This window comes from Streptomyces populi (assembly GCF_002911015.1).
Lineage (GTDB): Bacteria > Actinomycetota > Actinomycetes > Streptomycetales > Streptomycetaceae > Streptomyces > Streptomyces populi.
The window spans coordinates 54,849-68,564 of the sequence record NZ_KZ626864.1 but is presented as its reverse complement, the minus strand read 5'-3'; the positions used below and the strand labels follow the sequence as shown (position 1 = coordinate 68,564).

9 protein-coding genes are annotated in these 13,716 nt (G+C 72.5%); 1 reads left to right on the top strand and 8 read right to left on the bottom strand.

Annotation, left to right across the window (positions count from 1 at the left end; genetic code table 11):
* Positions 1-41: 41 nt before the first annotated feature.
* Together CW362_RS15450 and CW362_RS15445 are read right to left on the bottom strand one after the other, a co-directional pair.
* Positions 42-1,592 carry an acyl-CoA synthetase gene (locus CW362_RS15450; protein WP_103550028.1) on the bottom strand — a complete coding sequence of 517 codons (1,551 nt, stop codon included), beginning with the start codon at positions 1,590-1,592 and terminating at the stop codon, positions 42-44.
* Positions 1,589-2,701 (bottom strand): NAD(P)H-dependent flavin oxidoreductase, encoded by a 1,113-nt coding sequence (locus CW362_RS15445; protein WP_103550027.1) that lies wholly within the window; start codon positions 2,699-2,701, stop codon positions 1,589-1,591. The genes CW362_RS15450 and CW362_RS15445 overlap by 4 nt, the downstream gene beginning before the upstream one ends.
* 172 nt (positions 2,702-2,873) lie before the next feature.
* Between CW362_RS15445 and CW362_RS15440 the strand changes: the two genes are divergently transcribed.
* Positions 2,874-4,679, top strand: coding sequence for a serine hydrolase domain-containing protein (locus CW362_RS15440; RefSeq protein WP_103550026.1), 1,806 nt, complete (start codon positions 2,874-2,876; stop codon positions 4,677-4,679).
* Between the two features lie 326 nt (positions 4,680-5,005).
* Here CW362_RS15440 and CW362_RS15435 read toward each other — a convergent pair whose 3' ends face one another.
* The 6 genes from CW362_RS15435 to CW362_RS15410 form a co-directional block, all read right to left on the bottom strand.
* Complete coding sequence (locus CW362_RS15435) at positions 5,006-5,344, bottom strand: beta/gamma crystallin domain-containing protein (protein ID WP_376450088.1); 339 nt, start codon at positions 5,342-5,344, stop codon at positions 5,006-5,008.
* Between the two features lie 585 nt (positions 5,345-5,929).
* The gene (locus CW362_RS15430) at positions 5,930-7,495 is read right to left on the bottom strand and encodes a phytoene desaturase family protein (protein WP_103550024.1); all 1,566 of its coding nucleotides are present in this window, start codon (positions 7,493-7,495) and stop codon (positions 5,930-5,932) included.
* 158 nt (positions 7,496-7,653) lie between these two features.
* Entirely contained in the window at positions 7,654-8,799 is a 1,146-nt protein-coding gene (locus CW362_RS15425) for an RNA polymerase sigma factor (protein WP_103550023.1), read from the bottom strand.
* On the bottom strand, positions 8,792-9,214 hold the full coding sequence (locus CW362_RS15420) for a YciI family protein (protein ID WP_103550022.1): 423 nt from the start codon (positions 9,212-9,214) through the stop codon (positions 8,792-8,794). The genes CW362_RS15425 and CW362_RS15420 overlap by 8 nt, the downstream gene beginning before the upstream one ends.
* 163 nt (positions 9,215-9,377) lie before the next feature.
* Positions 9,378-11,657 carry a serine/threonine-protein kinase gene (locus CW362_RS15415; protein ID WP_103550021.1) on the bottom strand — a complete coding sequence of 760 codons (2,280 nt, stop codon included), beginning with the start codon at positions 11,655-11,657 and terminating at the stop codon, positions 9,378-9,380.
* 339 nt (positions 11,658-11,996) lie between these two features.
* Entirely contained in the window at positions 11,997-13,709 is a 1,713-nt protein-coding gene (locus tag CW362_RS15410) for an aldehyde dehydrogenase family protein (protein WP_103550020.1), read from the bottom strand.
* Positions 13,710-13,716 lie beyond the last annotated feature (7 nt).

The window sequence follows — 13,716 nt, the reverse complement described above, 5'->3', positions numbered from 1 at the left end:
GGGCGAGCGGGCGAGCCGGCCGCCGTGGCGTGGCGGGCGGGTCACATCGCCCGGGTGCGGCCCTCCCAGTAGGGGTCGCGCAGCCGTCGCTTGTACAGCTTGCCGTTGGGGTCGCGGGGCATGGCGGCGATGAAGTCGACGCTCCTGGGCCGCTTGTAGCCGGCGAGCTGCCGTTCGCAGTGGGCGAGGACGTCGGCGGCGAGCGCCGGTCCGGCCTCGTGCCCCGGCGCGGCCTCGATCACGGCCTTGACCTCCTCACCCCAGTCGTCGTGCGGGATGCCGAAGGCGGCCGCGTCGGCGACGGCGGGGTGGGAGAGCAGCGCCGCCTCGATCTCCGCCGGGTAGATGTTGACCCCGCCCGAGATGATCATGTCGATCTTGCGGTCACGGAGGAAGAGGTAGCCGTCCTCGTCGAGCAGCCCGAGGTCCCCGACGGTGAAGAAGTCGCCGATGCGGTTCTTCCGGGTCTTGCCCTCGTCCTTGTGGTACGAGAATCCGCCGGTGCTCATCTTCATGTAGACGGTGCCGAGTTCACCGGGCGGCAGCCGGTTGCCGTCGTCGTCGAAGACGGCCAGTTCGCTGATGGGCCAGGCCTTGCCGACGGTACCGGGCTTCTTCAGCCAGTCCTCGGCGGTCGCGAAGGCGCCGCCGCCCTCGCTGGCCGCGTAGTACTCCTCGACGCACTCGCCCCACCACGCGATCATGGCCCGTTTCACATGGTCGGGGCAGGGCGCGGCGCCGTGGATGGCGTGCCGCATCGAGGAGACGTCGTAACGGTCCTTCACCTCGTCGGGGAGGGCCAGCAGCCGGTGGAACTGGGTCGGCACCATGTGGGTGTGGGTGCACCGGTGCGCGTCGATGACGCGCAGCATCTCCTCGGGCGTCCACTTGTCCATCAGGACCAGTCGGTGGCCTATGTGCAGGGAGGCGCCCGCGAACTGGAGGACCGCGGTGTGGTAGAGCGGGGAGCAGACGAGGTGCACGTTGTCGTCGAACGGCCTGATGCCGAAAATGGCGAGGAAGCCGCCGAGGTACGACTCCTCGGGGAGCTTGCCGGGCAGCGGGCGCCTGATGCCGCGCGGGCGGCCCGTGGTGCCCGAGGTGTAGTTCATGACCCAGCCGAGGGTGCGGTCGGCGGGCTCGGATCCGGGCTGTCCGTCGAGGAGTTCGGCGTACGGCCTGAAGCCCTCGATCCCGCCGACGGCGTACCGCTGCGCCGGGGGGAGTTTCGCCTCGTCGGCGGCGCCCCGGGCGGCGTCGGCGAACCGTTCGTGGGCGATGAGGACCTTGGCTCCCGAGTCGGAGACGATCCAGGCGATCTCGGGTCCGACGAGGTGGTGGTTGACGGGTACGAGGTAGAGGCCCGCCTGCGAGGCTGCGAGGTAGGAGACGAGGAACTCGACCCCGTTGGGCAGTACGACGGCGAAGGAGTCGCCGCGTTCGAGGCCCGCGGCCCGCAGTCCGTGGACGAGCCGGTTGGCCGCCTCGTGCAGCCGTCCCGCCGTCCACTCCTCGCCGTCCGGGGTGACGAGGACGACCCGCCCGGGGTCGGCGGCGGCCTGGGCCCAGAAGCCGTTGGGTGCTGTGGTCATGCCTGCTCTCCCCTGCCCGCGATGCGGTTGATGCGGTCGACGGCGCGTTCGAAGCCCCGGGTCAGGTCGTCGAAGACCTCCTGGACGGAGCGTTCGCTGTTCATCCGGCCGACGATCTGCCCGACCGGGGTGCCGAGCAGCGGCTCCACCTCGTACTTCTGGATGCGGGAGACGGCGTCGGCGACGAGGAGTCCCTGGAGCGGCATGGGGAGTGCGCCGGGGCCGTCCGGGTCGTCCCAGGCGTCGGTCCACTCGGTGCGCAGCTGACGGGCGGGCTTGCCGGTCAGGGCGCGCGAGCGGACGGTGTCGCCGGAGCCGGCCGCGAGGAGCTTGCGGGTGACGGCCGGGGAGTGCAGGTCGGCCTCCGTCACGGTCAGCCAGACCGAGCCGAGCCACACTCCCTGGGCGCCGAGACTCAGCGCGGCGGCCACCTGCTGTCCGCTGCCGATGCCGCCCGCCGCCAGGACGGGCAACGGGCTTACGGCGTCGACGACTTCGGGCGTGAGCACCATCGAGGCGATCTCCCCCGTGTGCCCGCCGGCCTCGTACCCCTGGGCGACGACGACGTCGATACCAGCCTCGGCGTGCTTGCGCGCGTGCCGGGCGCTGCCCGCGAGGGCCGCGACGAGCACCCCCTTCTCGTGGGCGCGCCGGACGACGTCGGCGGGCGGTGAGCCCAGCGCGTTGGCCAGGAGTCTGATCGGGTAGTCGAAGGCGACGTCGAGCTGGCCGCGGGCGACCTGTTCCATCCAGCCGGTGATGCGCCAGCCGGACGCCTCGCCCTCGTCGAGTTCGGGGACGCCGTGCTTGGCGAGGGTGTCCCTGACGAACTGACGGTGCCCTTCGGGGATCATCGCCTCGACGTCGGCCTCGCTGACGCCCTCGACCTTCTTGGCGGGCATGACGACGTCCAGACCGTAGGGCCTGCCGTCGACGTTCGCCTCGATCCAGTCGAGGTCGCGCTCCAGGTCCGCCGGGGCGGTGTAGCGGACCGCGCCGAGCACACCGAATCCGCCCGCGCGAGAGATGGCCGCGGCGACGGCGGGAAACGGCGTGAAGCCGAAGACGGCGTGCTCGACTCCCAGTTCCTTGCTCAGCTCCGTCTGCATGGGCGCAGGATGCCGCAGACGTCCGGACGAGGGAAGACCTTTTCTGATACTCCGTCAGATACCGCCGGACGCGCCGGGCGGGGTTGACACGCCCGCTCCTGACCGGAAAGTTTCACTCGGCACGGCAGACCCGGAAAGATACTTTCAGGCGACGCGAGCGAGAGGCTTCCCGATGACCGAAGGCGTGCGGGACCCGGCGAGAGGCACACGGGACGGAGCGGGCGGCGGGCTCACCCGCCGCCAGTGGGGCAGGGGCGCCATGGCGCTGGGCGGGGCGGTGGCCCTCGCCTCCTTCCCCGCGGGCCCGGCGGCGGCCTCGGCGGGGCACGGCCGGCGGACCCTGCGGCACGGCACGCCCCGGGAGGCCGGGCTGATCGCCGACCATCTGCGCCGACTCGTGGCGGACGCCGAGGCGTTCCTCGGCCCCTCCCCCCGGCACCCCTGGTACGCAGGTGCCGTCCTGCTCGCCGGGCGCGGCGGCACCGTGGCCCTGCACCAGCCGATCGGCATGGCCGTGCGCTACGCGGCGTACGACGAGAAGACGGACACCGGTGTCGAGTTCCCCGCCGACCGGCAGATCCCGGCTTCGGGCGACACGGTCTACGACCTCGCCTCCGTGTCCAAGCTGTTCACCTCGATCCTCGCGGTGCAGCAGTTGGAACGCGGCACCCTGGAACTGGAGGCCGCCGTCGCCTCGTACCTCCCGGAGTTCGCGGGCGGCGGCAAGCAGGACGTGACCGTCCGTCAACTGCTCACCCACACCTCCGGGTTCCGCTCCTGGATCCCGCTGTACAAGGCGCCCACCCGCGAGGGCAAGCTCCAGCTCCTCTGGAACGAGAAGCTCATCGCCGCTCCCGGGACCGCCTACCTGTACTCCGACCTGAACCTGATCTCGCTCCAACTGGTCCTGGAGAGGATCACCGGACGGAGCCTCGACACCCTGCTGCGCGAGGAGATCACCGGCCCCCTCGGCATGGACCGCACCCGCTACAACCCGCCCGCCTCCTGGAAACCGCGGATCGCCGCCACCGAGGACGCGCGGGCGCCCTGGTCGGGACTGGACCGGGGGCTCGTGTGGGGCGAGGTCCACGACGAGAACGCGTACTCCCTGGGCGGGGTCGCCGGTCACGCCGGGGTCTTCTCCACCGCCTGGGACCTCGCGGTCCTCGGACGCACCCTGCTGAACGGCGGCGCCTACGGCAAGGCGCGCGTCCTGCGGCCGGAGTCGGTGGACCTGATGTTCACCGACTTCAACACCGCCTTCCCGGGCGACGAGCACGGCCTCGGCTTCGAGCTCTACCAGCACTGGTACATGGGCGCGATGGCGACACCGCGCACCGCCGGTCACACCGGCTTCACCGGCACCTCCCTCGTCCTCGACCCGACGACCGACTCCTTCCTGATCGTCCTCGGCAACTCCGTCCACCCCGTGCGCAACTGGCGGTCCGGATCCGCTCCCCGGGTCGCCGCCGGGAACAATCTGGCGCGGGCCGTCGCGGTGCGCCCGGCACGCGGCCGTACGTCCTGGTTCTCCGGAACGGCGAGCGCGACGACCGCGACCCTGACGCTGCCCGCGCTCGACACGGCCACCGGCCCGGCCCGTCTTCGCTGCGCGCTGTGGTGGGACACCGAACCCGGGTCGGACGTCCTGTTCCTGGAGTCCTCCGCCGACGGCGGCACCACCTGGCGGCCCGTCCCCTTCACGACCCGGCGGCCGTCGGAGGACCCCGAGGACCATCCCGCGGGTACGGCCACCGGATGGTCGGGGCGCGTGTGGCACCGGCTCGACGCGGAGCTGCCGGGCGCGGCGGCCCTCACCCTGCGCTGGAGGTACACGACCGACCGGTTGTACGTCGGCCGTGGCGCCTACGTCGACGCGCTGCGGGTCGAGGCCGGCGACCGCGTCCTCTTCGACGAGCGGCGGACCGCCGACGCGGAGCGGATCACGGCGGCGGGCTGGGTGCCGTCCGAGGACTGACGGCGGGCCGGACTCCGGGCCCGCCCGGACCCGACCGCCCGTCGCGCAGGCGCGCAGTCGCACAAAGGGCCACGAGCCCTTGCGTTCCCGACCGGCATGTCATCGGTGGAGGTCCCTCCCCCTTCCCCGCGTACCCGTGACCACAACCCTCGGAATTCACGGGAACAGGCCGATGCAGGCCGCACCGAAATCGCGCGGCCTGCATCGACAAGCGGGGAGAATTCAGTCGACCCCCGCGTGGAACCGAATTCCGCACGGGAAGGAATTCATGTCCGGGAATGATCGAACGTCGGCACGACCTTCCCGGAGAACCGCCCGCTCACCCACTAAAGGATTTCGATGTCCTTGACCCTCGGAGGACGACTCGGGAAAGTGATGTCGGTCCACCGGTTGATGCGCACCGAGTCGCCGTTCGCGTCGTAGTAGATCAGATCGTTGTTGCCCGTCGAAATGCGGTCGACCCACCACGAGCCGAAACCGGTCCGGCCCTTGTTGGCGTAGCAGTCCACGCTGGACCTGCCGTCCAGGTGGGACCAGATCTTCAGGAAGTCCGCCCCGCCACGGCACTCGATGTGGTCGATGGCGAACGCGTTGCCCGTGGGCATGGCCATGGTCACGGCCACAGTGGCCGCTGCCGCCACGACCACGGAACGGGCGACCCTCATTGTCCTTGAGATCACAACTTCTCCTTCATTCAACATGCGAACGGGGAGAGCACGTCACGGCAGGGCGCACGAAGGCATGCCGAAAAAGATGTCCGACCGCCTCCGCGCGACCCTTCCGTCGTCTCGTCTCTCGGGCTTACCCCTCGAAGATCTCGCAAGACAGCTGCATACGACAAGAATCTATGACCCTCCGGGCCGGAATACACCTCTAAATGTCTAGATCGAGGCCACTTGGAGCGAGCTGAAAGCTTGGTTTCCAGTCACCCCTCAGTCTTTTTCTTTTCGGTGCACGACAGTTTTATGTGGCGTACATGCCAATAGGTGCGCCGATACGGAAGAGGGAGGACTTGGGGGCCCGCGGCGGATGCGGCGGGCCGTGCGCCTGCCCGTAAGCGGATTTCCCGACGGATGGCCAGGTAGGCGAAAAGCGCCTCCGGCCAGCAAGAACGAGGATTCCAAAGGCCCTTTTTCCTGCCACCGCCGGAGGCGCTTCCCGGGTGAGGAAGCGGATCGGGCCCTGCCCATGCGCCCGCGTCGCACGAGCGACCCGGCCGACGGCCACGGCAAACCGATGCGGTACCGGCCCTAGGCCGCGCCGCCCAGGGACTCCAGTACCGCCTTCGCCGCGTTGTGCCCCGGCACCCCGCTGACCCCGCCGCCGCGCACCGCGCCCGCCCCGCACAGCATCACGTTGGCGTGACGGGTCTCCACGCCCCAGCGGCCGGTGCCCTCCTGGGCGTAGGGGAAGGCGAGGTCGCGGTGGAAGATGTTGCCGCCCGGCAGGCGCAGGTCCCGCTCCAGGTCGAGCGGGGTCTTCGCCTCGATGCAGGGCCGCCCGTCCGCGTCGGTGGCCAGGCAGTCGGCGAGCGGCTCGGCGAGGTGGGCGTCCAGCTGGGCCAGTGTGGACTTCAGCAGTTCCTCGCGCACGGCGTCGTTGTCCCGCTCGAAGAGCCGCGCCGGCGTGTGGAGGCCGAAGAGCGTGAGGGTCTGGTACCCCCGCTCGACCAGGTCCGGGCCGAGGATGCTGGGGTCGGTGAGCGAGTGGCAGTAGATCTCGGAGGGCGGCGCGGCGGGCAGCTCACCGACGGCGGCCTGGGCGTGCGCGGTGGCCAGCTGCTCGTACCCCTCCGCGATGTGGAAGGTCCCCGAGAACGCCTCGCGCGGGTCGACGGAGGTGTCGCGGAGCCTCGGCAGCCGCTTGAGCAGCATGTTCACCTTGAGCTGGGCGCCCTCCGCCGGGGTCGGCGGCTCGTCTCCGGTGAGGTGGGCGAGCTCCTGCGGGGAGGCGTTCACCAGGACGTGGCGGGCCGCGACGACGCCCTCGCCGTCGGCGGTCCGGTAGGTGATCTCGGCGGACTCGCCGTCCGTGTCGATCCGCAGCACCTCGTGTCCGGTCTCGATCACGGCACCGGCGGCGCGCGCCGCGCCGGTGATCGCGTCGGTGAGGGCGCCCATGCCGCCGACGGGCACGTCCCAGGCTCCGGTGCCGCCGCCGATCACGTGGTAGAGGAAGCAGCGGTTCTGCCGCAGCGAGGGGTCGTGGGCGTCGGCGAAGGTGCCGATGAGCGCGTCGGTGAGGACGACCCCGCGCACGAGGTCGTCGGCGAAGTACTCCTCGACGGCCCTGCCGACCGGTTCCTCGAAGAGGATCCGCCAGGCGTCCTCGTCGTCGACCCGTGCCCTCAGCTCCTCGCGGGTGGGCAGCGGTTCGGTGAGCGTCGGGAACACCCGCTGGGCGACACGGCCGGTCATCCCGTAGAAACGCTGCCACGCCTCGTACTCGCGCTCCGATCCGGTCAGCCGGGCGAACGCCTCGCGGGTGCGCCGCTCGCCACCGCCGACGAGCAGTCCGGTGGGCCGTCCGTCGCGCTCGACGGGCGTGTACGAGGAGACCGTGCGGCCCCGGACCCGGAAGTCGAGGCCCAGGTCCCGCACGATCTTCCGGGGCAGCAGGCTGACCAGGTACGAGTAGCGCGACAGCCGCGCGTCGACCCCGGCGAAGGGCCGGGTGGAGACGGCGGCGCCACCGGTGTTCCCGAGGCGCTCCAGCACCAGCACGGACCGGCCGGCCCGTGCCAGGTAGGCGGCGGCGACCAGTCCGTTGTGGCCTCCGCCGACGATCACGGCGTCATATCCCTCGTGTACAGGCATGCCCCTTCGTAACACGTGGTGATCTACGGCGGCCAGGGGTGCGCGGCAGGCGGCGGCACTCCGTACGGGTGGGCACGGGCACCTCGGACCGCGGCCGCCCGCCCCTGCGGGACGGCCTCCGCGCCCCCGCGTTCCCGGAGGGGTCCGGACTCTGCCGCTCAGCGCTCCCGGCGGGTGTTGAGCCGGGCGGCCTGGCGGATCAGATGGTCGCGTTCGGCGAGGTGGGACGCCTTGCGTGCCGCCTCCGCGTACAGCCGTGCCGCCGTCGCCAGGTCACCGTCGCGCTCGTGGAGGTAGGCGGCCGCCGCGGTGTGGCGGGGCAGCGAGCCGTCCAGCGCCGCGAGCGCCGCCAGGCCCGCGCGCGGTCCGTCGGCCTCGCCGACGGCCACCGCGCGGTTGAGCCGGACGACGGGGCTGTCGGTGAGCCGCGCGAGCTCGTCGTACCACTCGACGATCTGCACCCAGTCGGTCTCCCCGGCGGTGCGCGCGTCGGCGTGCAGTGCCGCGATGGCGGCCTGGGCCTGGAACTCGCCCAGCCGGTCGCGGGCGAGGGCCGCTTGCAGGATCGCGACGCCCTCGGCGATCGTCCGGGTGTCCCACCGGTCGCGGTCCTGCTCGGCCAGCGGCACCAGGCTCCCGTCGGGCGCGGTCCGGGCGTCGCGCCGGGCGTGGTGGAGGAGCATCAGGGCGAGCAGCCCCGCCACCTCGGGGTGGTCGACCCGGTCGGCGAGCTGCCGGGTGAGGCGGATGGCCTCGGCGACGAGGTCGACGTCGCCGGAGTAGCCCTCGTTGAAGACCAGGTAGAGGACGCGGAGCACGGTGGCGACGTCGCCGTGCCGGTCGAAACGCACTCCGGAGACGGTGCGCTTGGCCCGGCTGATGCGCTGCGCCATGGTCGCCTCGGGGACCAGGTAGGCCCGGGCGATCTGGCGGGTGGTGAGCCCGCCGACGGCGCGCAGGGTGAGCGCGACCGCGGAGGACGGGGTCAGGGAGGGGTGGGCGCACAGGAAGTAGAGCTGGAGCGTGTCGTCGACCCCGCTCGCGGGTCCCGCCGCCGGCTCCTCCTCGACCAGGTCCTCACGCCTGCGGCGGGCGGCGTCCGCGCGGGTCGCGTCGAGGAACTTGCGCCAGGCCACGGTGACCAGCCAGCCCTTCGCGTCCCGCGGCGGGTCGGTGGGCCAGACGCGGACCGCCTCGACGAGAGCCTCCTGCACGGCGTCCTCGGCCGCCGCGAAGTCGGCTCCGCGGCGGACGAGGACGGTGAGCACGCCGGGCGTGAGGCTCCTGAGGAGGGCCTCATCCATGGCCGAGGCACTCCGTGACGGTGGGCGCCGCGGTCAGGAAGGGACGGACCTCCAGCCACTCGTGGATCGGCCTGCCGCCCGCGCCGGGGGCGGCCGACAGTTCCCCGGCCAGCTCGACGGCGCGGTCGTGGCTGTCGACGTCGATGATCATCCAGCCGGCGATGAGGTCCTTGGTCTCGGCGAACGGTCCGTCGGTGACCGGCGGACGCCCCTCGCCGTCGTAGCGGACCCACTGCCCCTCGGGGGCGAGTGCCTGGCCGTCGACGAACTCCCCGGTCTTCTCCAGCCGGGCCGCGAAGTCGTTCATGTACTGGATGTGCGCGGAGATCTCCTCCGGCGTCCACCGGTCCATCGGCACGTTGTTCACCGGGTCCGGAGCGCCGCGGTAGTGCTTCAGCAGCAGGTACTTGGCCATGGTGACTCTCCTCGGTACTGGTGCGCCCCATTGTGTGCGCGTTCACCCCTGGGACGGAGCGGGCCACGGCTTCTCGACATCACGGGCCGAGATTTTTTCCGGGTTTTCCTCAGGCCCGTTCCACGGGCCGGTGTCCGCTCTCGCGAAACGCCCTTTCCGGTGGTCAGCGTCCCCCGGCCGCCTGCCGCTGCCGCACGGCGGCCACTCTGCGGTACAGCTCCGCCGCCTCCCGTCCGTGCCCCAGTTGCTCCAGGCAGTGGGCCTCGTCGCTGCGGCTGGCGAGGGCGTCGGGGTGATCGGCACCGAGCACCCGCTCGCGGGCGGCCGCGACGCGCCGGTACTCGGTGAGGGCGTCGGCCCAGCGTCCGAGCCAGCCGAGTCCGACGGCGACCTCGCGGCGGCTGACGAGGGTGTCGGGGTGGTCTGCGCCGAGGGCGCGCTCACGGATGGCGCACACGTCACGGGACTCGGCGAGGGCCTCCTCCCAGCGGCCGAGACGGCCGAGGTTCACGCCGAGCCCGTGCCGGGCGCGCAGGGTCTCGGGATGGGTGGCGCCCTGGGCGCGGGTCCGGTCGGCGACGAGCGAGCGGTACAGCTCCAGCGCCTGTGCGCTGCGGCCGAGTCTGCCGAGGCTGATGCCCACCTCGTAGCGTGCGGCGAGCGTGTCCGGATGATCCGGGCCGAGCGCCCGCGCACGGGCCGCGGCCACCTCCTGGTAGGTGTGCAGCGCCTCCGGCCAGCGCCCCAACTGGCCGAGCACGTAGGCGACTTCGTAACGGGTGACGAGCGTGTCGGGGTGGGCCGGGCCGAGCACCCGGGCGCGGGCGGCGGCGACTTCGGCCGCCATGCGGTACGAGTCCTCCAGACGCCCGAGCCTGCTGAGGTTGAAGGCGAGGTTGTGCCGGCAGCGCAGGGTGTCCGGATGGTCGGGGCCCATCGCGCGTTCCCGGGCGGCGAGCACCGACACATAGGCCTGGTGCGCCTCGACGTGCCGGCCCAACTGCCCTAACACATAAGCCATTTCCTGCCGGGCGGCGAGGGTGTCGGGGTGGCCGATCCCGAGCACCCGTTCTCTGGCCTGGGCGACGCGCGCGTACTCGCCGAGCGCTTCGCCGGGGTGTCCGGTGCGGCTGAGGGTGAAACCGACCTCGTACCGGCTGGCGAGCGTGTCCGGGTGGTCGGGCCCGAGCAGCCGCTCCCGCTCGGCGGCGACCGAGCGGTGCACCTCGCCCGCCTCGGCCCACCGGCCGAGCCGCCCGAGGCTCAGTCCGGCGTTGTGCCGCCCCGCCAGGGCGGTGACCGACTCCGCCGCGGGGGCGGGACGTTCACCCCGGCCGGGAGGGAGCGGAACGACGGTGGAGGGGCGGACGGTCCACTCGCCGGTGAGACCGGCCGAGGAGTCGGGCGGGGTACGGCGCGGTCCCGCGCCGGTGGCCTTGTGGCCGGTGGTCATGCCCTGGGTCCAGGACGGCAGCCGGGGTGAGCGGGAGGGCGGCCGCCCGGGCCGGGCCGGGAACCGCGGTGCCGTGGTCCCCCCTTCGCCGGCCGGGTCCGGCAGGGGCCGGGCCACCACGGTCGGTACGTACATCGGCGCGGTGCGCCCGGCGGTGATGCGGCGGGCGACCTCCCCGGCGTCCTGCGGACGCTGCTCGGGCCGTTTGGCGAGCAGGTCGAGGATGATCCGCTCCAGGTACTCGGGTATGTCGGCCCGGTGGCTGCGGGGCGGCTCGGGCGGGGTGTCGCGGTGGCCGACGAGGATGGCCCAGGCGTCGCCGAGGTCGAAGGGCGGTGCCCCGGTGGCGATCTCGTAGAGCACGCACCCGAAGGAGTAGAGGTCGCTGCGCTGGTCGACCTCGGAGCCGCCGATCTGTTCCGGCGACATGTACTGCGGGGTGCCCATCGCGACGCCCGTTCCGGTGAGCCGCGAGGTGAATCCGATGTCGTGGCCGAGGCGGGCGATGCCGAAGTCGCAGATCTTCACGGTGCCGTCGGCCAGCCGCATGATGTTCGCCGGCTTCAGATCACGGTGCACGACGCTCTGCCGGTGGGTGTACGCGAGCGCGGCGGTCACCTGGTCGGCGATGTCCTCGACCTCGGGGACGGCGAGCGGCCGGGGCCGGTTCTCCTCCAGCAGCTGGCCGAGGTTGTGTCCCTCCAGCAGTTCCATCACCAGGTACAGCACGCCGTCGGACTCGCCGAAGTCGTGGACGACGGTCACTCCGCGGTGCTGGAGGGCCGCGGCGACCCGGGCCTCGCGCCGGAACCGTTCGCGCAGGACGCGCGCGAAGGACGGGTCGTGGTGCGGACCGAGCGGCTTGAGGCACTTGACGGCCACCTGGCGGCCCAGCGATTCGTCCCGCGCCCGCCACACCTCGCCCATGCCGCCGCGCCCGATCGGATCGAGGAGCCGGTACCGGCCCTGGATCAGCCTGCTCTCCGCCATCGCGCGCGATCGCCCCCGTCACTGCTCGCCCCCGAGCCCGCCCCCGACCAGTATGACGAGCTATCAGCCGACTTTGTACGCCACGGCGGGCGAGCCGGGGCCGAGCCGTGACACGGTCGGGAGATTGTCTCCGGGCGGAACGGGTCCGTACGCCCGTGCGGGCGGCCGGGGGCGCGATGTCCGTGGCACACCGCGCAGGATCGCGGCGACGGACGCCCGGCACGCCACCGCCGCACCCCGTATGGGCGCACGACGACAGGACAGGGCGCGCGAACCCGGCGCGCACGCTGCTTCGACAGCGTGCGCGCCAACGAGGCCGGGGCCGACCGGGCGGGACGCTCAGCCGCGCAGGGCCGACAGGAAGATGCCGGGCAGCGCGGATGCCCGGCCCGTCGCGGCGTACGCGGTCAGCCGGCGCATCGTCGTACGGCCCGTCCTGTTCGAGACGAAGTACGGCGGCCGGGGCGACAGCGAGGGCGACCCGGTGAGGAGGCCGCGGGGCGCCGGCGCGAACGGCGCCCGCAGCACGGTCTTCTGCACGTCCTCCAGCATGAAGGCGTTGTGCACGAATCCGATGCCGCTGCCGATGTCCTGGCGCGTGTGCCCCGGGAACGCGCCCCACGGCGTGTAGCCGAGCAGGAAGCCGAACGCCGACCAGCAGTTGACGCCGAGCGTCCCGTAACGCAGCGCGGAGATCGCTTCGTTCACCGCGGCCGGGTGCGCACGCTCGGTGCGGGGGTGGACGAGCAGGGTCGCTCCGAGCGTGCCGGGCAGCCGGGATTCCGCGAACTCCGTCGCCGCGCGGAGGAACCCCGGCGCGTCCTCGCCCGGCAGCCGGACGACGCCCAGGGCGCTGGCGAAGACCTCGTCGGTGAGCATCGGGTCGTCGAGGTCGGCGATGTCGGGCACGAGGAGGCGGCAGGCTCCTTCGCCGAGCGCCTCGGCCTCCGGGTGGGCCCGGGTCACGGCGTCCAGGCGGTCGGCCGCGCCGGGGTAGTAGTCGCGGCGGGGCGGCAGCTCGCGCAGCAGCCGGCGGATCTCGGCGAGCAGCCGTTCCGTGCCGTCCCAGTCGCGGGGCACGACAAGGATCTGGGTGGCGATGCAGTTGTGGCCGGAGTTGTTCATCTTGCTCGTCACGATGTGTTCAGCCTGGTAGCGGAAGTCGGCCGCGCTCCACGGCCCCGGCGTGACGATGCAGGGGCTCACACCGCCCAGTTCGCTCGTGAGGGGCTTGTCGACGCGGGGAGCGTCCTCGCGGCGACGCTCACCGGCCCGCTCGTCGGTGCCCCAGACGATGGCGTCGTGGGTGCGCTCGCTGCCGGTCACATGGATGGAGTCGACGAGGTCGTGGGCGGTGAGGTACGCGCCCGTCTCCGCTCCCCCGTCGACGAAGCGGACCCAGCCGCGGTCCACGAACTCCTCGAAGATCTTCTCGAGATGGGGGCGGAGGTAGGCGTTGACCGGGTTCGTCTTGGCGAGGACGACCTCCCCCTCCGCGTACAGCTTGTGCAGGACGTCGAGCGGTGTGATCGCCGGTACGTTCCCCGCCCCGAGCACCAGGGCGACGGCCGGACGGGACGGGACTCCCCGGTACGGGCGGGCGGCCCGCTCCCGTACCTGCTCGGGTGTGGTCCCCGGGAGCGTCCACACCTGCGCCGTGAAGCCGTTGAGCAGGAGGCGGTCGGAGACGGTGGCCGGGAACACGTCGACCACGGTCCGGCCGTCCCGGTCCCGGACCGCGCCGGCGGGCAGCGGTTCCTTCCCCGCGGCTATCCGCCGCAGGACATGGAGGTACGCGCCCACGGTCTGGGCGAGCGCCCAGGGCGCGGTCACCCAGTCCTCCGCGGCCCACCCGGCCGTCACCTCGTAGCCCTTGGCACGGGCGGCGTCGGCGACCATGGCCGGCGCGGCGGCTTCGATCCGCGGGAGCAGGCGCTCCAGCAGACCGATCCGCTGCTCCACCGGGGTGGCGGTCCAGATGACGGCGTTCGCGCGCAGATCGGCGAGCGCCCGGTCGAGGGGAACGGTGTCGAGGGCCGGGGCGGTGGTCAAGGAACAA